Origin of the sequence: Treponema sp., from assembly GCF_017430385.1 — a bacterium.
GTDB lineage: Bacteria > Spirochaetota > Spirochaetia > Treponematales > Treponemataceae > Treponema_D.
On record NZ_JAFRNB010000039.1, the window covers coordinates 50,559 to 73,475 of the forward strand.

Sequence of the window (22,917 nt, forward strand, 5' to 3'; positions counted from 1 at the left end):
ATTATAACACAACTTTTAAATAATATTAAGATTTTTTTCAAAATTTCATTTTATAGAACCATTTGACAAATATGTGTATAATGTCATTATGAAGAGACTAAACAGATTTTTTATAACGCTCACACTTCTTGTTTGCGCAACTTTTATTTCCTGCAAAGAAGCAAAATTAATAAATAACATTCAGTTCGTAGAAGTAAATATTCCAGGGGAAAGCGGCGAACCGACAGGCCAAACTCTTTTTGTGTCACGCACGGAAATCACTCAGGCCCAGTTCGCAGAGATGATGAAAGAAAATCCGTCGGAAGTCGTAGACGATCAGCTTCCTGTAACAAATCTTACTTACAACGATGCCTTCCGATACTGCAACAAGCTGAACAAATTCTTCGGATTCCAGGAAACTTACAAAATCAATGAAAAAGCAACCGAAGAAACAAGCATCCTTTATATAGAAGAAATTAAAGATGCAGTTGGATTCAGGCTGCTCCATTATAAAGAAGCAGAAAATCTCCTAAAGAAATACATCACCGTTGACAACACACACGGATATACTTCATTCAGAAACACAGGAAAAGGCTGGCACGGAAACCGTCTCCACAAAGTCGCGCATTTTGTTCCAGATTCCATGGGACTTTTTGACTTCACAGGCAACGCGAAGGAATATGTTTATTTTACGGATGAAGATTTTGGAAACACCACCAGTGCGGAGGAAAAGCAAAACAGAACCATTGACATCGACTATGGAATCATGACTTATCAGGTTTTAAAGGAATATGCCGGCGATGACTTTATAGAAAAGTACAAAGACTACATAGTATCGAATTCGTCTGCCACGGGTTTCAGAATCTGCTGTCCAACAACAATCGACAAATCAAAGCTCGACATTCTTTTCGCAAAGGATGTTGAAAAAGACCGGGAAGAATGGCTCAAGTCAAATTTTGAAAAACTCCGCCAGCAGCTAGAATTCGTTCCATGCGAGGAATATTCATACCAGACAATCGGCGAAAAATCAGACGGCAGCAAAACAAAAATCAACATCTTCGTATCTGCCCTGAACGCCGGAAAAACAGAGATTTCCAAGGAACTTTACGATTTTGTCATGAATAATCAGCTTTATGACGGAATAGAATCACCGGATTTTCTGCACAGCAACAGGGATTATTACTATTTCATCACAAAGGTTTTCAAGGAAGAAGATTACATCAACGAAACCGAGCCAAAAACAAACATAGATTTCCTAAATTCAATAGAATTCTGCAACAGGCTCAGTAAGCTCTGCGGACTTACGCCTTGCTACAACCAGCTCAAAAAAAACATGACCAATTCAACCCATCCTTACGACTATTCATATTCTTACAATCCGGCTGCAAACGGCTACAGGCTCCCGACAAAATCCGAGCTGCTTTCATTCGAGGCTCAGTACAATCCAAAAGATGAAGTCAACTTTGACCCGACCCACTGGAACTGGACTTATGATTCTTTCACGGAGCAGCTTTACACGAGGGACATGTACAATCCAGTAAACGAATTTCCGTCAGCCGACAAAGTTATCATCAGATATGCAGGTAAGAACCGAAAGCCTATTCAGAATTTGATGAATCATTATGAAGTAAATGCGAAGCGCGAGCAAAAATCACCGAATTTCTGTCTTCGCTTGTTCCAGACGGCAAAAACAGAGCAAATCGCAGAATACAATAAAAAGCAGGAAGAACTCGTAGCGGCAAAAATCAACGAGGAATTTGATTCCCTTATCACGATGAAAAAACAGGAAGGCGGGCTTAAGACATTCCAAACAAGAGGACGAGAGGGAAATATTTTCCCGGACGCAGAAATCGCAGACTTTGAGTATTCGGATAAGCAATTCACAAATTATCTTTACAAAACCCTGACAGGAAAAATCCCGGAAACGGAATCACATCGAAATGACATAGACGCATCTTGTCCTTATGATGAAATTGTTGAAATCTGCAACAAGTTGAGCGAGATTCGGGGCTTTGAAAAATGCTACTATCAGAAAGAAAACGAATGGAAATGTGATTACACGAAGAACGGTTTCAGGCTTCCGACCATAGCAGAATTCTCATCACTTTTGGTCTCTTCTGCTTTGAAAACAGACAGCATCTGCAACGATTATTATATCACCGGAGAGATTCCTGTATGGGAAACTTCATTTCCTCATGGCGATTTCAATCTTCTTGATGAAGAAAAAAATCATGCCAGCGTATCAGCCAGCAGATGGAGTGCCTGGTTAACTAATTTCAACTTGGGCTCATTCCACCTTTGCAGGACTTTGGATTCAGAAAAAATAAAGGAACTTCTTGCAAAAAACAAGGAAGAAAAGAAACTTCTGGCTCAAAAGCTTGATGAAATTCTCGAAATGATAGAAATCCCCGGCGGAAAATACACGATGACTTACAAAGATTCAGACTCCGAAAAGGCTGTGACAAAAAGCGAAAACATAAAGGCTCTTTCGATGATGAGCACAAAATTCTCGCACGGACTTTACGGAAAACTCATTTGGAACGATCATGAAAATGAATCAAAGATTTACGTGGAAAATTTTCTTGCGGCCCTTGTTATATGCAACAAACTGAGCATTCAGGCACATCTTAAGCCGGTCTATAAAATAAACGGCAAGACAATTCTTGATGAAGGTGAAATCAACCAGATAAATCAGGATTTCAGCATTGAATTCACAGGGGAGCCGGACAAATCCGTAAAATTCAAGAACATAATCTTGTGCGACCAAAAGGCGGACGGCTACAGGATTCCGAAAGAAATCGAATGGGAATATGCGGGAACTCTCGGAGAAGATTCGGAAAAAGAAATAACACTTCTCAACGGAACTATTTATGATTTAAAAAAAGATCCGGCCACTTCCACAGGACTATACCTGATGAACACGACAACAGCAGAATGGTGCTTTGACGAAGGAAAAAATATGAGCTATATATACGACAAGCCCTTCTACACTTACGATTATCCAGAAAAAAAAGGCGAGACCTACCAGACCCGTATAGTCCGCTCCCACTGCGGAAAAGACGATATTGAATATTCGGAACGCACAGTCTGGAACACATACAAATACACTGAGCCAAAGCGGCGCCAAAGCCCACTTTCCTCAAAAAACTCATTCAGGGTGATGAAGTATAAATAAAGAATCTTAAAAAAGGGAATAAATTATGAAAAAAACAAAAAAATCACTTTACGCAATGGCAATTTTCGCCCTAATTATGACATCTTTCTCATGCAAGGATAAAAAAACAACAGCGACAGAAAGCATTGAGCCGACTGTGTCAGAGGCAGAACCAGTCGAAGAAGAAAAAAAAGAGCCCCCTGAGCTTTTCAACATGATTACGGTCGAAGGAGACTGGTTTACGCTTGGTCTCACCGAAGACGAGATCGAAAAGATTGACAATGACAGCCGGGCATACCGCATATACAGAAAGCATGAGACTTATGTAAGCGATTTGCTTATGAGTTCCTCGGAAATCACCCAGGATATGTACGAAGAAATTATGGAAGCAAATCCGTCGATTCATGCGAGCAAGTACAGGCCTGTCGAACTCAAGAAATTTACGGACGCACTCATTTTCTGCAACAAGCTTAGCATCAAAGAAAATCTTACCCCTTGCTACAGCGTAAAAGGCGAGACCGACCCAGACCTCTGGGATTTGTACTGGGGAAAGGAGACCAAAGACTTCTATAGTTTCATGAAAAATCTTGCCTGCGATTTTAATGCTGACGGCTACAGGCTCCCCACCGAAGCAGAATGGATGTATGCTGCCCGCTCAGGCACTCACCACGATAAATTCAAATACTCCGGCGCAAACAGTTTTTTTGATGTAGCTGTCTCTTCCGGCTCAGACGGAATCACAAATATCGGTTATGACAGCCCCGCCGAAGTAAAATCTATGAAACCGAACTCTCTCGGATTCTACGACATGAGCGGAAACCTGCCTGAGATTGTATGGGATTATTATGCGCCATTCCCAGAATATAAGACAGTTGATTACAAAGGCCCTGAGCGAAGAGATTCAACCTATGCCGACTTTGTAATCATTAAAGGCTGCGGATTCAAACAAGCAAAAGAGCTGGAAACCAGAGATTACACAAGATTAGACCACGAGTATGAGATTGATTATTATGGTTCTGGTTTTGGCTTCCGTGTCTGCCGCTCAATCAATTCGGAAGATTCTCAAAAGCGGACAAAAAAGGCCCTGGAAATCGCCAAAAAAGACCAGGAAGAAAGGCTTAAGGAGACAGTTCTTTCAAAACTCGTGAAAGTAAAGCCTTTCGCACACAGATTCAGAAGCGACATAGACTACAAAAGGCAATTCGACGGCCTTTATATCACGAAAGAGCCTATAGAACAAAATGATTTTTACCTCTTGTCTGACAAATATGCCGGCGACTACATCTACATACATAACTCAACCACTTACAACGCAATCCGCTTCCTCAACGAAATAAGTAGAATATGCGGTTATGAACCTTATTACAAGATTACAATGCCCGACGAAAACGGAGAATATGCGGAGGTCGATGAGGAGTATCTTCTTTCCCACAACCTCGACTTTATGATTTCTTATAACGACTATGATGACTGGAACAAAGAAGGATTCAAAGGAATGAAAATTGCTTGCAACCCGAAAGCAAACGGATTCCGATTTCCAAAAGAAGACGACTTTGACTATGAAAGACGAAGCGAAGAAAGAGACGAAGAAGAATCACTTTCATACCTCACGGACACAAATTACGGAAGCAATGTAAGCATCTTTTTAAAAAACGGTCTCCCGGCAGATATGAGAGTTGAGCATTTGAAAGAAAAAGACGGTTTCGTGAAAGATGGAATTCACTACGGCTTCGGTTTCTCAAAATTTTACATCTGCAAGAACATTCCAGAAGATAAAAAAGAACTCGTCAAGCTCGAAAAAACAATCGCAGACTATTCATCAAAACTACGAATCAAAAAACTCGACAAATTTGAGGCATTGGCAGGAACTTCAATCAACAAACTTATGAAAAATGTTAAGGGCGGAAAGGCGCTCCAGTCCCTCGATACACAGAACAAAGATTTCGTTGAAGTCACATTGGGCTCTTTCGTGATGTCAGAAATTCCTGTGACTCAAAAAATCTATTCAGCCCTCGAAGGCAAAAAATTTACGCTTGACGGAGATGGCTACCGTCGCCCAACCGAAGAAGACATTGAGGAGGCATCGAACAGGCCGAAAGAATTCAGCTGGTACGATGCGGCGGCTTTCTGCAACGCATTGAGCGAGCTTTACAATTATCAGAAAGCTTATTCATTTTACCGTGATGTAGTGACTGTCGATTACACTGCGAACGGCTTCAGAATGCCGACCGAAGCAGAATGGGAACATGCGGCGCGCTCAGGCACGACCGACAAATCCCTCAAATACGGCGTTACAATTGATTCTGTCGTTTATTACGGGAATCCGGCAATGTACACTCTGAGGAATAATGATTGGGAAGATTACTATGAGCCGGAACAGAAGATTACGGTCTACACAGGAAAGGCAAATTCTCTCGGAATCTACAACCTTGCAGGTCTCTGTTATGAATGGTGCAACGATTTCCAGTATTTTGACTACGATGATTTTTGTGAACAAAAAACAGGCTATACCATAAGTTCTTATGACTCAAAGCCGTACTACATCACGAAAATGCCATTCGGCCAGATTTACGCCCCTCAAAAAATCCAAAAAGGAAGTGATAAATACAATCGTAACGCATCAGATGTAAAGCTTTCCGTAAGAAGAACTTCTCGCGAAAAACACGATGGTTCCGCATTAAGGCTTGTAAGGACGACAAAACCTGATGAAATGAAGAAATTGCTTGAAGAGCATGAAAAAGAGCACATTGAAATGCTTACCTCTCAAAAAAGTTTCTTCGACGAAAACCTGAAAATGGTAGGAATCAAAGGGCAGGAAATCTGCAAAGTTGACGATTACGGAAGAATTGACGAAGAAAAAAGGCTGACTCTCTCAGACTATGAGCTTTCCGACACAGAAATTACGAATGAAATGTTCATCCGCATAATGCACTACAACCCGAACATAGAGCATACCGACTCAAAATATTACAACGACTCATCTAAAGCCCCCGTAACAAATCTCACTTATACGGAAGCACGATATTTCTGCAATGAGCTGAGCAAAGTGTACGGCTACAAACCGTTCTATAATATCGAAGAAGAAACAGTAAACGAAGATTCTGACGGATTCAGGATCCCGACCAAAAATGAATGGAGATTCGCCGCAATGGAAGCGAACCCGAAATCCAAGCTTGAATACAGCGGCTCGAACGACAAGGATGAAGTCGGTGTATTCGATGCGATGAAGCCACAGGATGTAAAAAGCAAAAAGCCGAACAAACTTGGGCTATACGACATGTCAGGAAACGCCGCCGAAATGGTTCACTCCGTATCAGGCTATCGTGATTATTACTGGAATACCGACAACATTATGGGCGGTTCTTATGACACCAACGATGATGTTTTCTACGGTGAAAGAAACTGGCACGAAAGCAACTACAAAGAAGAAACAGGATTCAGAGTTGCGAGAAACGGAAAACGGAAAGTTGAAAACTGAAAACGGAAATAGGATTTTTGTTTCGGATCAAACACTTTCCACTTTCCACTTTTCACTTTCCTGCGTGCGGGTGTGCTTTGTTGTACATGGCAATCATCTGCTCGGTGCTGATGTGGGTGTATCGCTGCGTGGTGGAAATGCTTGCATGTCCTAGCAATTCCTGCACGAGCCTTACATCAGCTCCGTTCGTAATCATCGCCGTGGCAAAAGTATGGCGGAAGGCATGAGGCGAAATGTGGTGCTTTGTGCCCTCGCTTCCAGAATACCGAGAAATAATCATCCTGATTCCGCCTGTGGTAAGAGCACCGCCCCGCTGATTCACAAAAATATGGCGTTCCTTGTCGGCATCCCCGAAGCGTTTTTTTCTGTCTTCAAGATAGGCTTTCAGAGCTTTCTGCGCATCTTCCTCAAAATAAACGCGCCGGTCCTTGCTTCCTTTACCAGTTACAATAGCACTGGAAAAATCTCCGTTAAAATCATCGAGAGTAATGGAAGCAATCTCAGAAACACGGCAGCCCGAAGAATAAAGCATCTCAAAAAGAGCCTTGTCGCGTTTTTCCCACAAAAGCTCGTTTATCTCAGGCTCCCTGCAAAGTTTATCAACCTCAGCCCCGGTCATAAATCGCGGAAGTTTTTTAGGATTTTTGACAGTCTTTAACTCAAACGCGACATTCACCTTCAAATGCCCGAATTTACGGCAATAAGCAAAAAGCGAGCGTACCGAAGAAATAAAGCGGTTGATTGAAGCCGCACTCCGCTTTTTCTTAGAAAGAAAACCAACGCACTGCTTTAAGTCCTCAAGCTCAATCGAAGAAATTTCGCGCTCCGAGCCAATAAAAGGCATGGCCGCAAACTGCTCAAAATCATTTTTGCAAGCCGTCACAGTGTTCGCAGAAAGAGTGCGCACAGATTCGATGTAAGAGAGATATTCAGAAATTGCCTCAGAAACTGTCATAGTTTAAGTATCGGCAAATAAATAATTAGCAATGAGCAATATGGAATTAGAAATTGCTAACTGCTCATTGCTACTTTTTACTCTCCCATCATCTCAGCGAGTTTTGCAGAGTCAACTTTCTCTTCATCAGCTGAGTGCAGGTAATCGCAGTCCGGGTTGATACATGACTTGTAGCTTCCGTTCTTTTTGTCGTATTTTTCAACCAGGAACCAGCCGCACTTCGGACAGTACTGATTTTCGAGAGGCTTGAAGTGAGAGATGAAGTCGCACTTCGGATAGTTCGTGCAGCCGTAGAATTCCTTGCCCCTGCCCTTTGTTTTGCGTGCGACGATTTCACCGTCACAGCCGTCCTTAGGACATTTTGCGAGAGGAATTGACTTGGTGTTGTGGCACTCCGGGAAGCCAGAGCAAGCAAGGAAGTAACCGAATCGGCCGAGTTTTTTGACCATAGGCTTGCCACACTTGTCGCAGACCTTTTCGGTCGGCTCGTCAAGGAAGCCTTTTACGCTGTCAACGCTTGATTCAACCTCATCGCATCGTTTTTTGAACGGCCCGTAGAAGTCACGGATCATATTGTTCCATACGATTTTATCCTGCTCGACATCATCAAGAGTGTTCTCAACCTCGGCAGTGAAATGCTCGTTGATTACATCTGGGAAAGCTTCGACCAGGATTTTGCAAATCATCTTGCCCAAAATTGTAGGCATGAGCTGCTTATTGTTGCGTGTGACATAGTATCGGTCAAGAAGAACTGAGATAATCGGCGCATAAGTTGAAGGGCGGCCGATTCCCTTTTCTTCGAGAGTGCGGACGATTGAAGCGTCTGAATAGCGGGCGGGACCTTGAGTGAAGTGCTGCTCCGGGTAGAATGAGTGGCTTGACTCCAAAACCTCGTCTTTTTTGAGGCTAGGAAGATTGCCAGTGACTTCTTCTTTTGCAGAAAGAAGCTTGATTACTGAATAAAATCCCTTTTCAACAAGCTTACTTGCAGAAACGCGGAAAAGCGCGTCGCCAGCCATGATTTCTACGCTCGTTGTAGCAGTTTTTGCATTTGTCATCTGACAGGAAACAAATCGCTCCCAGACAATCGTGTACAAGCGGAGCTGGTCTCGCGTGAGATAATCTTTTACGTATTCCGGTGTGTATTTTGAATAAGTGGGGCGGATACATTCATGCGCGTCCTGTGCGCTCTTGCCTACGGCATAATGAATCGGCTCTTCCGGGAGATTTGCCGGATATTCCTTTCCAATCCATTCGCGAACTTCATCCAAAGCAGTCTGAGAGATTCGCACGGAGTCAGTTCGCATGTAAGTGATAAGACCGACTCGGTTTGCACCCATCTGAATACCTTCGTAGAGCTGCTGGGCAATCTGCATTGTCTTTCGGGAAGTAAATCCTAAGCGGTTTGCTGCCGCCTGCTGCATTTTTGAAGTTGTGAAAGGAGGTTTTGGCTTAACTGTCTTTTCGGTGACTTTTACATCACTTACCTTGCACTCGGAATTTTTGATTTCTTCGATGATTTCGTTTACGGCTTTTTCGCTCTTTAACTCAGGATTTTCACCCTTGTATTTTGCAAGCTGTGCCGTGAATTTTGTCTTTCCTTTCTGAAAATCGGCTTCCAAAGTCCAGTATTCTTCCGGGATAAAGTCCTCGACTTCCTTTTCGCGCTCACAAATAAGCCTGAGTGCTACTGACTGAACACGGCCTGCGCTCAAACCGTTTTTGACCTTTTCCCACAAAATCGGGCTGAGATTGTAACCAACCAGGCGGTCAAGAACACGGCGGGCCTTCTGTGCGTTTACCTTGCTCTCGACGATTTCACCAGGATGCTTTACGGCCTCTTTGATTGCGACAGGCGTAATTTCGTTGAAAACGATTCGCTTGATGTCGGCATTTGTCTTATCTTTGAGAGCATTGTTCAAATGCCATGCGATTGCCTCTCCTTCGCGGTCGTTATCGGATGCAAGCAATACATGATCAGATTTTTTTGCATCTTTCTGAAGTTCTTTAAGAAGTTTTGCCCGGCCACGAACGGTGATATATTCAGGCTGGAAATCGTCCTCGATGTTGACAGCCAGGCGGGATTTAGGCAAATCAATCAAATGTCCCATTGAGGCTTTTACCGTGTAACCAGGCCCCAGATATTTTTCGATAGTTGTTGCTTTTGCAGGAGACTCCACGATAACAAGTGTAGATTCTTTTGGTGATTTTGCTGATTTTTCTTTAGCCTTCGCCATAATTCAAAACTTCCTTTCCTTCTATTTTGAACTTTTTGTCAATTTTCTTCTATTATAAATATGAAATTTGATTTATTGCAATAGGCTTGAAAATATTTTTTTCGGGCGCAACCGCTGCAAGCAGCGGTCGGGTGTTTCGCCCTTCGCTACCGCTCATTGCCGTCCGCTTTGCTTCCGGCAACTTCGGGGCTACATACCCTTGCGCTTGGATGTCTGTTCATTCTCCGTACAACTCTCTTTTAAATTCCTGCCAGCAAGAAATCACTTTTGCTCCGGCCTCAACAAAACTCCGAGGAGAACTGGCTTCACTTGCCCCAACTTTTCCCGGAACTTCGCGCACAAAACATTCCTGATGAAAGAAAACTTCGCGGTTATAGCCCAGAGCCAAATCCGCCGTAATCATTGCCCCGCTTCCGCTCTGAGCCTGAACGACAAGAGTTGCAGGAGAAAGAGCCGCCACAATCCTGTTGCGCTGAACATATCTGAACTGAACAGAAGGAGTACCCGGTAAATATTCTGAAATTATAAGTCCGTCCTTCTCCAAGATTTTTGCGGCAAGACGAGTATGCGAGTGCGGCGTGATAATGTCGATTCCGCTCGGAAGAACTGCACAGGTCGCAGAATTTTGAGAAAGGAGCGCGCCTTTGTGAGAAGCGGCATCAATTCCAAAGGCAAGCCCGCTAATCACACAAAATCCGTCATCACAAGCCGCCTTTGAAAAATCCGAAGCGGCTTTTAAGGCCTCTGGAAAAGCACGGCGGGTTCCGACCACAGAAACGCAATGCCTTTTTAAGATTTCAAGATTTCCGCGGTAAAAAAGCATGAACGGTGGGTCTTTCATCTCCCGGAGCATTGCCGGAAAATCAGAATCGAGGCAGCAAGTTGATTTTATCCCCTGCACTTCCATGATTCTCTGCGAAAGCCGGACTTTTTTTAATGCTTCCGAAGGATTCCACTTTGCCCGCGGAAAAACTCTCTTTACTACAAGAGAAATGCTCGTAATTGTAAGCGAAAGCAAACGAGCCGCAAAATCTTCTTCACTTTCAAAAGTTTTTCCTTCATCATCAGTCAGGAGAAATTTATGGAATAAAATTTTTTCACGGAGAGTCAAAAAAGACGCGTCCGAGGAAATCAAACGCGCCAAAAGCTCAATCTTATGGGAGGCTTGAGTTTTTTCAGTTATTTCCATAATAGGAAAGATAATTATTTTGAGTAAGAAGCGTCAAGAACAATTTTTTTGTTTGAGAGAGCTTCCTGCTTTTTCTGCTCAGATTTTGTCTGGCTCGCGATTTTGTCATAAAGACTTGCAGACTTTTCGTAATCACCCTGAATATAATAAGCACGGGCAAGCACGAACATCGCATCAAAATTGCGGGTATCAAATGAAAGCAATTTTTCAAGATGAGGAATTGCCTTTTCGCTCTGGTCAAGCTCAAAAACATAAAGGATTCCAAGTCCGTAGAGCGCACGGCCATATTTTGGTTCAAGCTCAATCGCTCTTAAATATGCGCTTTCCGCAAGCTTAAGGTAATTGTATTTTTCGGTAGTTGTCGAAGCCCCTGTCGCACCATAATCCAGGCTTGCTTTTGCCATGTAACCCGCGCACAATCCTACATAATAGAAAAGATTCTGGTTAGCCGGGTAGATTTGAAGCGCTTTTTGGAAATATTGCAACGCATTGCCATACTGTTTGGCATCAAGATAACGAACAGCAAGCATTTTGTACCAGATTCCGACCTGTGAATCAGCAATCTGATTGTCCGCAACACGCTGCTGGTATTTTGCGATTGCTTCCTTTAACTCGGCCTCAGTCGTCGGGGATGACACACCTTCTTCAATTTTCTGCATACGGATGATTGCCTTGTTTGACTTGGTACATCCAAAAAAAGTGAGAGCCGTAATACAAATTACAAGAAATGATTTATGAGCGTTTTTCATTACTCTTGATAATATCACATTCTGCAGAGTTTTCAAATAGCTAGACCTTAATTAAAGATGAAATTTTTCTTCAATGACATGGCAAATAAATTGCATGAATCAATTATTTTTGTTATCATTTATAATGTTGTAGGTGGGAGGACAACATGAGTTTTGAATACGAAGTAGTGAAGGCTGCGGGGACAGATGCCCCTGCCTTAAACACAGCCAGCCCGACTAAGATTAAGGTCGTCGGATGTGGCGGATGCGGTGGAAATGCCGTAAACACAATGATTGAGAGCGGCGTTGGCGGCGTTGAATTTATCGCCATGAACACAGATTTACAGGCCCTCAGCCAGAATAAAGCACAGTACAAAATCCAGATTGGTCAAAAACTTGCTGGTGGCCTTGGTGCGGGCGGTAAGCCGGAAGTCGGCGAAGAGTCTGCAAAAGAGCAGCAAGAACAAATCAAAGAACTTCTCAAAGATTCTGATATGGTATTTATCACGGCTGGTATGGGCGGCGGAACAGGTACAGGTTCGGCCCCGGTCGTTGCAAAGATTGCGCGTGATTTGGGCGCGCTCACTGTTGCTGTCGTAACAACACCTTTCAAGTTCGAAGGAAAAGTCCGAATGGCTCACGCAGAAGAGGGCGTTCGCAAGCTTCGTGATGAAGTCGATTCTCTTATCGCAATTCCGAATGAGCTTATTCTCAAAGATTCCGAAAAACGTCTTTCAGTACCAATGGCATTCACACTTATCAATGATATTTTGCGCCAGGGCGTTCAGGGAATCTCTGACATCATCACAAAACCTGGTCTCGTAAACCGTGACTTCCGTGATGTTGAGTCTGTAATGAAAGGTCAGGGAGATGCAATCCTTGGAATCGGTATCGGCGAGGGTGATAACCGTGCGGTCGATGCTGCACACAACGCAATCAACAATCGTCTTCTTGTTGACACAAACATTGACGGTGCAAAAAATGTTCTCATCAACATTTGCGGAAACAATGATGTTGGTATCGCAGAATGTAACGAAATCGCTCAGATTATCACAGAGCGCGCAAATCCAGATGCAGTTGTTCTCTGGGGACAGGTTCTCGATGAAGCAATGGAAGACAAAATCAGCGTAACCGTAATCGCAACAGGCTTCAACAAGATTCCAGCCGAAGAAAAAGCTCCCGAAACTCCGCATATCGAAACTCAGTCAGATACGATGTCTTTCGATGAATTTGAAAGAATCAAAGTTCCGAAGCCAAAAATTGAAACAGCAGCTCCTGCTCCAGAGCCAAAAAAGAATGATTTTATGGCAGGAATTTTCGGCAACGAACAGATTTATGAGGATAACGGCAAAAATCCGGCCGCACATTCTTCATCACAGCAAACATTCATGCACAAAGAGCCAGCTCCTGAAAAAAAGGATATTCTTTCTGATTTCACACGCGTGTCACCTTCACAGCCACACGCTTCATCATCTACCCCGCTTACTCCACCTGCAGGATTCTCAGGCTTGAGTGATATGGAGCAGCCGGCAGTATGGCGTCGAAATCTCGAAGGTCTCTCACGCGGAATCTCCATCGGTAAAAAATAAACTGAGGCCGCAATGACAATCGAGAGCCTGCTCTTAAGATTTCATAGCGATATGGTCTCAGTCGAACGCCTTTCAGAAAATTCCGCGGCAACTTACGAAGAATGTGCAAAGATTTTTCTGAACTGGCTTTCATACGAAGAGATAAAACTTGCGGCCGTAAATCCGCAGGTTCTCCTGTCTTTTTTGATATGGCGTCGCACAGAACTTAAATGCGACGAGCACACGATTGCAAAGGACATTTCCGGCCTGCGAGCCTTAGGCTCATACCTTGTGCGGCAAAAAATGTGGGAAGAAAACCACGCCATGCTTTTGGACAGACCAAAGGCAAGCCGCTCACTTCCAAAAGTCTTGTCCATAGAACAGGTCGATTCCCTTCTTGATTCAATCGATATCTCCACTCCGCTTGGAATCCGCGACCGCGCGCTTTTCGAGCTGATTTATTCATGCGGTCTTCGTATCAGCGAGGCTGCGACACTTCAAGTCTCAAACCTTCACCTAAAGGAACAGCTTCTCATCGTCCACGGAAAGGGCGACAAAGAAAGAATGGTTCCGTTCGGTCTTTCAGCAAAAGAAAAATTAGAGCAGTATCTTATGGAAGTCAGGCCTGTTCTGGTCGGAAGCAAAGTCGTTTCTGAAGTTTTCGTGAATTACAAGGGTGAGCCGATGAGCAGAAAAGGAATCTGGAAGAATTTCAAGGCACTTGAAGCAAAGGCCGGCGTTCAGGCAAAAGTCCACACTCTCCGCCATTCATTTGCGACACACCTTCTTGCTGGCGGAATGGATTTAAGGAGCGTCCAGGAACTTCTCGGCCACTCAGATTTGGCCACAACTACAATTTACACCCATGTCGATGACAAGCAGCTCCGGGAAGGACACAAAGAATTCTTCCCAGGGCATAATCACGATTAACAGAATTCCTTTAGAATCTTAAGCGAATCCACGGCCTCTTTCACATCATGCACGCGAATCATCGAAGCACCTCTCAAAACAGAAAGGATGTCGGCAGTCAGCGTACCTGAAAGCCTGCCCTGCACATCACGGCCAGTAACCTCGCCGATGCAAGTTTTTCGGGAAAGAGCCATGAGCACAGGATATTTCCCGCCCAAAAACTCACCGCATCGTCTCATAAGCTCAAAATTGTCATTCACATTCTTTCCGAAGCCAATCCCCGGGTCGAGCCAGATTTTTGCGGCTTCAATTCCGGCATTAAGGGCAAAATCCACTCGGTCTTTGAGATATTCGTTCACCTCATCAAAAACATTCTCATAAACAGTGTTTTTCTGCATTGTCGAAGGATTTCCCCTCTTGTGCATCAAAATCACAGGAATTTTAACCTCGGCACAGAACGGAGCAAGGCGCACATCATCTTCAAGGGCAGAAATATCGTTCAGAATGTCAGCCCCGGCCTCAAAAGCAGCCTTCATCACTTCAAATTTACGGGTATCAACAGAAATCGGGATGTCAGAAACTTTTCGCACGCCCTCAATCACAGGAATAACACGGCGAATCTCTTCCTCCGCACTCACATATTCGCTGCCCGGCCGGGTAGACTCGCCACCAATATCAAGCAAATCAGCACCTTCATCAATCAAACGAAGAGCGTCCTCCACCCCACCACGGCTTTTGTCAAAAAAAGAATCAGGAGTCGCATTCACGATTCCCATAACAAACGCAGGTAATTTCGTAGAAACTGCACGATTTTTTAAATTCAAGGTTTTCATAATAGAAAGAGATTATCACAAAAAAGGAGAGAGTTAAACAGCCAAAACCAGCGTTTATTCGCGCTCATCCGCGTCAAAAATCCTCGCCACAATCTTCCGTGCCGAAAGCCCTGCATCATTCAAGACCTCCGTCCTTGTTCCCTGACTAAAGAATTTTTCCGGGAAAGCGAATACCTTCACATCCTTAAAATCGTGCTCGAACAAAAGATTCTCAATATACTCGCCTACGCCGCCGGTTTTAACTCCGTCCTCAATCACGGCGACATCATCATAATCTTTTGCAAGCGAAACAAAATAATTCTCATCGAACGGCTTTACGAACCTAAGAGAATAAATGTCCGTGTTCACGCCCTTTTGAAGAAGATTTCGCGCCGCAACCAAAGTCTCGTCAAAAATGCCACCAGTGCAGACCAAAAGCATTTTTTTTGCACGAGATTTTTTTGAATCGAAAGATTTTTCATCAGTTTCCTCAAAATCCACACTCAGATTCGGGGCGAACTCTGAATTTTTAAGAAGCACTCCCCGCCCCTCGCAAACATTCTGCTCAAAAGAAGGAAATTCGCTCGGACAAGAAAGTTTCGGATAGCGGATTGCGACCGGCTTTTTGGCATTCACGGCCCACATAAGGCACAGGCTCAAATCAAGTGCAGTCGCAGGAGAAAGAATAGTCATGTTCGGAACCGGCCGGAGAAGCGCGATGTCAAAAATTCCCTGATGAGTCTCGCCATCCTGCGGAACTGCCCCCGCCCGGTCAAACATGAACACTACATGATGATTTGAAAGAGCCACATCATGGATAATCTGATCGACCGCACGCTGAATGAATGTGGAATAAATCGCCACGATTGGAATCATTCCGCCAGCTGCAAGACCGCCCGCAAATGTAACCGCATGTTCCTCGGCAATTCCGACATCAAAAAAGCGGTCAGGATAGTGCCGCGCAAATGTATCGAGGCCTGTCCCCTTGGACATCGCGGCCGTAATCGCCATGATTTTGTTATTTTTTTCAGCAATGGCCATGAGAGTGTTGTTGAAAGCCTCGGTAAAACTCAATGTATCGAATTTTTCCATCTTTCCGTCTGAAATCTGGAACGGCCCGACACCATGGAAACTCGCAGGATCATTTTCGGCAGGAGAATACCCCTTGCCCTTTTTAGTGAGAATATGAACGATTACAGGCTTTGGCAGGCGGCGCACACGACGAAGATTTTCCTCAAGTTCCTTGATATTGTGACCGTCAAGAGGCCCGACATACTCAAAGCCCAAATCGGCGAAGAAATTCGTGTTCAGGAAAAAGCCTTTTACGGCCCTTTTTAGCCTGTAAATCAGTTTTCCGATGTGATTTTTTGAATTCGGGATTTTATCAACGATTCCGTCCACGAAATACCTGAAATTCTGGTAGCATCCGGTCATCGTAAGCGTACTTAAATAACGCGAAATAGCCCCATTGTTCGGAGAAATCGACATCTGGTTGTCATTAAGAACGATTATGAGATTTTTGGAAAGCTGCCCCGCATGTGCCAGAGCCTCGTAAGCCAGTCCGCCAGTCAAAGCTCCGTCACCAATCACAACGACAACCTTCCGAATCTTTGGCTTGCGCCCCAAGCTCCGCTGCTCTTCTTCGATTTTATCCCATGCAGTAAGAAGACCAAGTCCCTGTGAAATTGAAGTTGAAGAATGGCCGTTATCAAAATAATCATGAGGGCTTTCATCACGGCGCGTGAAGCCAGAAATGCCGCCGTGCTTTCTGAGAGAAGAAAAATCTTTATAACGCCCCGTCAAAAGTTTGTGAGTGTAGCACTGATGGCTGACATCAAAGATAATCGCATCCTCCGGGCTTTCAAAAACTCGGTGAAGAGCAACAGTAAGCTCCACAACCCCCAGATTACTTGCAAGATGCCCGCCATTTTTAGCAACGGTCTCGATTATCCGCTTTCTTATTTCCTCACACAGTTTCGGCAAATTCTTTTCCGAAACTTTTTTTAAATCAGACGGAGAGGTAATTTTTGAAAGAATCGTAATCGCTCTCCATAAAAAAAAGACCGCGAAAAGTACAGGACTTTGGCGGTCTCTCTTGACAAAGAATGAATAGCCCTCAAGCTGCTGAAAGCATAAACGCTGTCAAACTATTACTTACTCTTATGTCGGTTTCTTCTAAGCATCTTCTTTCGCTTATGAGTCGCAATCTTCTGACGCTTTCGTTTTTTTCCACAAGGCACGATGGCACTCCTTAGTCTCGATTTGGTTTATTATCAACAAAAACGGCTCTTTGGTCAAGGGCAGCTTTTATATCCTAATTTATTTGTCTTCAATTCTTCGATACTGAATATCTTCATTGAAGAGCTGTTTTGCTGCGAGAGAAACGACCTTTCCGTCATTTTCCTCGATACGCTCGTCTTTTGTCATGGCAAGCTGATATGCTCGGTGACTTGCCGCAACAGTAGCTTCATAAATATTACCAGTGAATTTGACTGTCTTTTCCAAAGGAAAAATCATTATTACGCTATCCCCTTAAAGTGATTATAATATTTTATAAGAAGATAGCGATTATGTCAACAACATTTGAAAGACAAACGACACCTTTTGCAAATGTTTCTTTTTTTTTCACGCCGAAATCACAGATTTCGTCGAGACTCGCTCAAATCCTGTCTCACAGGTTTTGTCCCTGTCGGGTCGCTCCCTATCTTCCAAATCTTCGGCATCCAAGCGGCGCTATTTTTTTTCGCCATATCATTCGGTTTGCTTCTATGCTATATTCTATCTTCCCGGCCTCGTACAGGCCGGAAAGATATGAGCGGAGCGTGCTTCCGATAAGGCAGTACTGGCTCGTTTTGAGCGTGATTCCGCTTCGGTCGGCAACGGCTTTCAAAAGTTCTTCCATTGTTTTGGGCTTTTTTAGCTCGTCGAGAATCATGTCCTCGGTCTCAAGGATTGCAAGAAGGTTCAGCTCGGCAATTCCTTCGATTTCTGTAACGATGTCACCGTGCCCCGGAATGTAAAAATCAGCGTCTATTTTGGAAATCTTAAAAAGCGATTCCTTTGTTTTAGTCTCGTCCAGAAGATACTGAATCCAGTGTTTTTTGATTGAATTGCGGCCAGAAAGCACATCGCCTGCAAAAAGAACTCTTTTTCCGTCCGTGTCGGTGAATAAAAATCCGGTCTGATCGACATAATGCCCCGGAAGAGAAATCACTTTGAGAGAAATTTTTCCTTCCTTGCACGGAATTTCAATTTCTTCCTCACCGTCAAAAACACGGTTTACTTTACAAGCCTCGGCAAGAAGATATTTTGAGCGGATGTCATGAATCGGAGTGCCGCCCCAGACAAGCTGAGTCTCAATATCCGGGAATTCCATAAGATAAGCCTCGCCCTTAGAAGCCCAGACCTCGCAGCCAGTCTCACGGACAAGGAAAGAATTTCCGCCGCAGTGGTCGGCATGGGAATGAGTGTTCAGAATCACTTTGAGTTTGTAATCAGAAAAATTCTCGCGTATAAAATCAAGGATCCGCGCCCCGTTAGTCTCATCGTTCCCAGAATCAACGATATAAATGCACTTCTCCCCCGCCTCATTCTCAAAGCGTATAAATCCTAGATTTGTAGGCATTTTGAGATAAGAAATATGAGTTGTAAGATTCACAAGCTGTTCATTTGTAACTGACAATAATTTTTCCTCATCATAGTTTTAAGCGTTAGGGATTGTAGCACCTGCGAAGCAGTACCGCTTGCGGTATGGAGCGCGGTTAGCGCGGAAGTGCGAAAAGCCCGACGGCGTAAGCCGAAACGCCCATCGTTTTCCACTTTCCACTTACAGGCTTTTCCGAATATCCGTGATTATGAGCTGGGGAGTTTCCACGCCGTTGAAGCAGTTGCGCCCCACCTGATAAAGGACATCCACGCTGTCGCCCTTGTCAAAGTCGCGGTGAAGGCTTTCCGCGCCTCCCCAGAACATCGCAGGCCACTTGGTCTTTCCCAAATCGAAAGTGAGCTTAAGATGCTGCCTCTCGGTCTTTCCGATAACGGCCGCGTCACAAATCCTGAGATTTTTGCTCATAAATGTAAGCTCGCGGTTTTCCTCTCCGTAAGGCTCAAAATCGTCAACAATTGCAAGAAGGTCGGGCTTAAGATAATCGCTCGGAATCTCAGCATCGATATTGATTTGCTCGGCTTCCGAATTTGAAAGCTCGATTTCCGGCGCGAACCTGTCCAGAGCCGCAAGAAATTCCGGGAGACGCTCTTTTTTGAAAGTGAATCCCGCCGCATAAGCATGACCGCCGTAACTTACGAACAAATCCGCCATCTTGTCGAGCAAAGAAAGAACCTCAAAGCCACGGCAGCTTCGCATTGAGCCGATTGCGTTCTCATCAACAATTGTGATTGCCATGGAAGGAATGTCGTAAATATTGACGAGCTTGCCAGCGATTGTACCAGAGACTCCGCGGTTGATTTTCTGCTCGCCCGAGTCATCGATTATCACGCAAAGCTTTCCGCCGTATTTTTGGATGCTCTGCTTTGCCTGCAGTGCCGCAAAATTCCAGCCTTCGTTCCCAAGTGCCTTGCGCTCGTTGTTCATTTCGATGATTTTCTGCGCGATTTCAGTACGTTTGCCCGCATCCTTTTCCAAAAACAATTCAAGGCCAATCTCAGGATGCCCGAGCCTGCCCGTGGCATTCAAGGCAGGATTTATGTTCCATGACAAATCAGTGGCGTTAATGCGCTTTCCCAAAAGCCCTTGCATTGAAAGAAGCTCGCGCAAGCCTTCGCGGGCATTTCCTTTGTTCATGGAAGCAATTCCGTGGCGGATAAAAATGCGGTTTTCGTTTTTGAGAGGCATGATGTCCGCAAGGGCAGCAAGTGCCACAAGCTGCAAGTCACGCTCGTTCGCCTTTGCATAAGACGGAAACTGCTTTGAAATCTGAGCATTCACGAAAGTGACGAATATATTGTAGAAACCTTTGATTTCGGTATTCTGGTCCGGATTGTAGCGCGCAAGTTTTGACTTTGACTTGAGCTGAGAAAGGCTCGCACCACCCATAGCAGGGAAAACTTTCGCAACCTCGCCCCGTAAGTCCATGAAGTTGAATTCTGCCCCGCTCCCAAAAATCTGAGAGAGCAAAGAAGATGTGGACTTTTCATCCCAGACAAAAATCTGCTGGCCGCGCAGAAAATCCACGAGTTTTGTGTCAGAAATTGAAGTGCCCGCCCGCACCGTGATACTAAGGCTTCCTTTTTCGACAAGATTCTGGAGCTTGAGGACTTCAATCGTGCACTCATCGCCATTTGGAGAAGCAGTTGCCGCCAAAAGAGCGACCTCGTTCTTGTAAAGCCCGCTCGCCGCAAAACGCAGAGCCGAAACAACCTTGTAAACGACGGCACAGCCGGAAATATCTTTGAAAGGGTATCCGCTGTCCTCGCATTTTGGATTTACGATAATCGCAGGCGACGGCAAAACCTCTGGAGGCGTGTGATGGTCAATTACGATTACATCCATGCCCTTTTCGGTGGCATAAGCGATTTCTTCGACATTGGAAATTCCGCAGTCAACGGTAATTACGAGAGAGCCGAAATTTTTCTCAAAATCATCGACGGCATTTTTGTTGAGGCCGTAAGGGTCAGTCCCGCCCGGAAGCCGCCAGCTAACATTGATTCCCATGGAAGTGAGGCAGTCATAAAGAACGGCAGTGGAAGTGATTCCGTCAACATCGCGGTCGCCAAAAATCAGGACATTCTCGCCCTCATCCTTGGCCTGCAAAATTCTGTCAACGGCATCTTCCATATTCGCAAAAAGGAAAGGATTGTGCATAAAACGAAGGTCATCTTCCAAAAAGAACTGAACATCCGCACCTTCGGTAATTCCACGGCGTGCCAAAATTGAAGCCGTGAGCGCATTCACGCCAAATTTATCATACAACGCGCTGACATCCTCACGCGTGATTCTCTTTTTAATCCAGTTTTTCATGATTTTTCCGACTAGAGAATATCACAAATCAGAAAAAAAAAATAGTAAGTTTAGAATTTTTGGGGGCTACCTGCCTTGCGGCAGGTCGGGTGTTTCGTGGTTGTCATTAATGCCCTACAGGATGTAGGGAAAAAGCAAAGAGAGAATTTTCTAAAAGAAAATTCTCGTTGGAATCACAAAATCCATGGAGGGATTTTGTGATTCCTGACATTCCCTAGCCCATGCAAGCAAAGCAGTAAGCTTAGATTTTTCCAGCAGCCTTATCCTTTTTAATCAATTCGCGCAACGCTTCGACAGCCACAGAAATTGCGGCCTCAGTGTCGTGAGCCTGCTTGTTCGGCAAGCCTTTCTTTGCGCGCTCCTGATTTGCAACAACGAGGAAGCAAGAGCCTACGCGCACTCGCAAGAAAGCACCCGCGATGAACAAAGCCGCGCTTTCCATTTCGCTTGCAAGACAGCCCATTCGGAGCCATGCCTGCCACTTGTTCTCCAGCTCGTAGCTCACAGGCATAATCTCAGGCTCGTGCTGGCCAAAGAATGAATCCTTGCACTGAACGACACCAGTGTGATTTGGAACTCCGAGTTTTGAAGCCGCGTTCATGAGCGCGTTCACGCACTCGATGTTAGCCACGGCAGGATATTCAATAGGTGCAAATTCACGGCTTGTTCCTTCCATGCGAACGGCTCCAGTCGCAATCACGATGTCACCGCCCATGACTTCTTCCTGCATACCGCCGCAAGTTCCCACGCGGATAAATGTGTGCGCACCGCATTTACTAAGCTCATCAATCGCAATCGAAGCAGAAGGGCCTCCGATTCCTGTAGAAGTGACTGAAACAGGCACGCCTTCAAGAGTTCCTGTGTAAGTGACATATTCGCGGACATCAGCAACAAGCTTTGCGTTATCAAAATGCTCGGCAATTTTTGCACACCTTTTCGGGTCGCCCGGCATAATGACATATTTTCCGATATCGCTAGGCCCAACGCCAGTGTGATACTGCTTTCCAGAGCCTTCAGTGTAATCAACCATAAATTCCTCCATATTTAAATTTCTCACAGAGGACACAGAGAGCACAGAGATTTATTGCAGTTAAAATCTCTCTGTGTGCTCCTTAGCTCCGTGAGGAATTTATAAAATTCCTATTCCAGATTCCAAAGAATTTAGTTTTGAGCCGCAATTCTGCTCTATCAAATTATACACCAGGTTTTTCATTTCCAAAAGAGTTTTTCCTGAAACTGTGATATTCCGAACTTCTTTTGGTGAAAGACTTGAAATCGCCTCAAGATATGTGATTGCGGGCTTTGAAAGCTGAAGGTTTCCTTTTTCTAAGCTCGCGCAATCCGGGCAGGAAAAGCCATTGTCGAAGGGAGAAAAACTGTATTTCTGCGATAAAGAATCGCTCGTAAATTTCTGCGCATGAAGGGAATTGCCGCAGTTACAGCAGACTGCAGAATCTGGCCGCACGCCGAGAAGTCCAAGATACCGCCACAAGAAGCGGACAAGCCCCAGCCGGCTCTCATCCTCGCTGGAAAGTTCGATTCCGTCCAGAAATCCGTTCACGATTTTCCATGCTTCTTCGGGAAAGCCCGCGCATTTTGTCTTAATCAGGATTTCCGTTGCAAGAGAAGCCGAATAAGTCTTAAAAAGATTCTCACGGAACGAAAGATGACAGTTTTTTACATCAAAATCAGTAATTTTAGTCTGATTCTTAACTTCGTCCCGGTAAAGATAAATCACGCCCGAATTCATGGGCGAAACCAGCGAGCGCAATTTAGACTTTGGCCCGCCGTAAAGAGTAGCAAAATGGATTCCTTCGGAAGGAGAAAAAATCGTAACCCGCCGATTATTCTCCCCCGAAATCTGCACCGAAAGAATCAGCGCAGGCATAGAAATATTACGCATAAGAAAGTGGAAAGTGGAAAGTGGAAAG

15 protein-coding genes are annotated in these 22,917 nt (G+C 44.6%); 4 read left to right on the forward strand and 11 right to left on the reverse strand.

The genetic code is table 11. The features are described from left to right. Positions 1 to 88: 88 nt before the first annotated feature. Positions 89 to 3,154, forward strand: a complete 3,066-nt coding sequence (locus tag IJJ71_RS02915) for an SUMF1/EgtB/PvdO family nonheme iron enzyme (RefSeq protein ID WP_296845216.1) — start codon at positions 89 to 91, stop codon at positions 3,152 to 3,154. A gap of 25 nt (positions 3,155 to 3,179) precedes the next feature. Further along, complete coding sequence (locus IJJ71_RS02920) at positions 3,180 to 6,611, forward strand: formylglycine-generating enzyme family protein (RefSeq protein WP_296845217.1); 3,432 nt, start codon at positions 3,180 to 3,182, stop codon at positions 6,609 to 6,611. Between the two features lie 52 nt (positions 6,612 to 6,663). On the opposite strand, the gene IJJ71_RS02925 is transcribed toward IJJ71_RS02920, so the two are convergent. The 4 genes from IJJ71_RS02925 to IJJ71_RS02940 all read right to left on the reverse strand — a co-directional run bounded on the left by IJJ71_RS02925 (position 6,664) and on the right by IJJ71_RS02940 (position 11,741). Further along, positions 6,664 to 7,566: a tyrosine-type recombinase/integrase gene (locus IJJ71_RS02925; RefSeq protein ID WP_296845218.1), complete on the reverse strand. Its 903-nt coding sequence runs from the start codon at positions 7,564 to 7,566 to the stop codon at positions 6,664 to 6,666. A gap of 77 nt (positions 7,567 to 7,643) precedes the next feature. Beyond that, a complete protein-coding gene (gene topA / locus IJJ71_RS02930; RefSeq protein WP_296845219.1) occupies positions 7,644 to 9,803 on the reverse strand; it encodes a type I DNA topoisomerase in 2,160 nt (719 codons plus the stop codon). Between the two features lie 217 nt (positions 9,804 to 10,020). Beyond that, positions 10,021 to 10,992, reverse strand: a complete 972-nt coding sequence (gene dprA / locus IJJ71_RS02935) for a DNA-processing protein DprA (protein ID WP_296845220.1) — start codon at positions 10,990 to 10,992, stop codon at positions 10,021 to 10,023. 14 nt (positions 10,993 to 11,006) lie between these two features. Beyond that, positions 11,007 to 11,741: a tetratricopeptide repeat protein gene (locus tag IJJ71_RS02940; RefSeq protein WP_296845221.1), complete on the reverse strand. Its 735-nt coding sequence runs from the start codon at positions 11,739 to 11,741 to the stop codon at positions 11,007 to 11,009. Positions 11,742 to 11,887: 146 nt separating this feature from the next. On the opposite strand from IJJ71_RS02940, the gene ftsZ reads away from it, so the two are divergent. Both ftsZ and IJJ71_RS02950 read left to right on the forward strand, forming a co-directional pair. Next, positions 11,888 to 13,309, forward strand: a complete 1,422-nt coding sequence (ftsZ, locus tag IJJ71_RS02945; protein WP_296845223.1) for a cell division protein FtsZ — start codon at positions 11,888 to 11,890, stop codon at positions 13,307 to 13,309. Between the two features lie 12 nt (positions 13,310 to 13,321). Next, a complete protein-coding gene (locus IJJ71_RS02950) occupies positions 13,322 to 14,218 on the forward strand; it encodes a tyrosine recombinase (RefSeq protein ID WP_296845224.1) in 897 nt (298 codons plus the stop codon). On the opposite strand, the gene folP is transcribed toward IJJ71_RS02950, so the two are convergent. The 7 genes from folP to recO form a co-directional block, all read right to left on the reverse strand. Continuing rightward, the gene (folP, locus tag IJJ71_RS02955; protein ID WP_296845225.1) at positions 14,215 to 15,030 is read right to left on the reverse strand and encodes a dihydropteroate synthase; all 816 of its coding nucleotides are present in this window, start codon (positions 15,028 to 15,030) and stop codon (positions 14,215 to 14,217) included. The genes IJJ71_RS02950 and folP overlap by 4 nt on opposite strands. A gap of 54 nt (positions 15,031 to 15,084) precedes the next feature. Further along, positions 15,085 to 17,052 (reverse strand): 1-deoxy-D-xylulose-5-phosphate synthase, encoded by a 1,968-nt coding sequence (gene dxs, locus IJJ71_RS02960; protein WP_296845239.1) that lies wholly within the window; start codon positions 17,050 to 17,052, stop codon positions 15,085 to 15,087. Between the two features lie 276 nt (positions 17,053 to 17,328). Next, positions 17,329 to 17,526 (reverse strand): DNA-directed RNA polymerase subunit omega, encoded by a 198-nt coding sequence (locus IJJ71_RS02965; protein ID WP_296845226.1) that lies wholly within the window; start codon positions 17,524 to 17,526, stop codon positions 17,329 to 17,331. Positions 17,527 to 17,710: 184 nt separating this feature from the next. Beyond that, entirely contained in the window at positions 17,711 to 18,691 is a 981-nt protein-coding gene (locus IJJ71_RS02970; protein WP_296845227.1) for an MBL fold metallo-hydrolase, read from the reverse strand. 144 nt (positions 18,692 to 18,835) lie between these two features. Beyond that, on the reverse strand, positions 18,836 to 20,986 hold the full coding sequence (recJ, locus tag IJJ71_RS02975) for a single-stranded-DNA-specific exonuclease RecJ (RefSeq protein ID WP_296845228.1): 2,151 nt from the start codon (positions 20,984 to 20,986) through the stop codon (positions 18,836 to 18,838). Between the two features lie 241 nt (positions 20,987 to 21,227). After that, the gene (udp, locus tag IJJ71_RS02980) at positions 21,228 to 22,016 is read right to left on the reverse strand and encodes a uridine phosphorylase (protein ID WP_296845229.1); all 789 of its coding nucleotides are present in this window, start codon (positions 22,014 to 22,016) and stop codon (positions 21,228 to 21,230) included. A gap of 99 nt (positions 22,017 to 22,115) precedes the next feature. Further along, positions 22,116 to 22,889, reverse strand: a complete 774-nt coding sequence (gene recO / locus IJJ71_RS02985) for a DNA repair protein RecO (RefSeq protein ID WP_296845231.1) — start codon at positions 22,887 to 22,889, stop codon at positions 22,116 to 22,118. Positions 22,890 to 22,917: the final 28 nt, after the last annotated feature.

What these genes read in the sequence shown, in the direction of transcription:
- IJJ71_RS02940 (WP_296845221.1), bottom strand. Translation starts at nt 11,741, where the DNA reads ATGAAAAACGCTCATAAATCATTTCTTGTAATTTGTATTACGGCTCTC.
- recJ (WP_296845228.1), bottom strand. Translation starts at nt 20,986, where the DNA reads ATGAAAAACTGGATTAAAAAGAGAATCACGCGTGAGGATGTCAGCGCG.
- IJJ71_RS02965 (WP_296845226.1), bottom strand. Translation starts at nt 17,526, where the DNA reads ATGATTTTTCCTTTGGAAAAGACAGTCAAATTCACTGGTAATATTTAT.
- ftsZ (WP_296845223.1), top strand. Translation starts at nt 11,888, where the DNA reads ATGAGTTTTGAATACGAAGTAGTGAAGGCTGCGGGGACAGATGCCCCT.
- folP (WP_296845225.1), bottom strand. Translation starts at nt 15,030, where the DNA reads ATGAAAACCTTGAATTTAAAAAATCGTGCAGTTTCTACGAAATTACCT.
- recO (WP_296845231.1), bottom strand. Translation starts at nt 22,889, where the DNA reads ATGCGTAATATTTCTATGCCTGCGCTGATTCTTTCGGTGCAGATTTCG.
- dprA (WP_296845220.1), bottom strand. Translation starts at nt 10,992, where the DNA reads ATGGAAATAACTGAAAAAACTCAAGCCTCCCATAAGATTGAGCTTTTG.
- udp (WP_296845229.1), bottom strand. Translation starts at nt 22,016, where the DNA reads ATGGTTGATTACACTGAAGGCTCTGGAAAGCAGTATCACACTGGCGTT.
- IJJ71_RS02915 (WP_296845216.1), top strand. Translation starts at nt 89, where the DNA reads ATGAAGAGACTAAACAGATTTTTTATAACGCTCACACTTCTTGTTTGC.
- IJJ71_RS02925 (WP_296845218.1), bottom strand. Translation starts at nt 7,566, where the DNA reads ATGACAGTTTCTGAGGCAATTTCTGAATATCTCTCTTACATCGAATCT.
- IJJ71_RS02950 (WP_296845224.1), top strand. Translation starts at nt 13,322, where the DNA reads ATGACAATCGAGAGCCTGCTCTTAAGATTTCATAGCGATATGGTCTCA.
- IJJ71_RS02920 (WP_296845217.1), top strand. Translation starts at nt 3,180, where the DNA reads ATGAAAAAAACAAAAAAATCACTTTACGCAATGGCAATTTTCGCCCTA.
- topA (WP_296845219.1), bottom strand. Translation starts at nt 9,803, where the DNA reads ATGGCGAAGGCTAAAGAAAAATCAGCAAAATCACCAAAAGAATCTACA.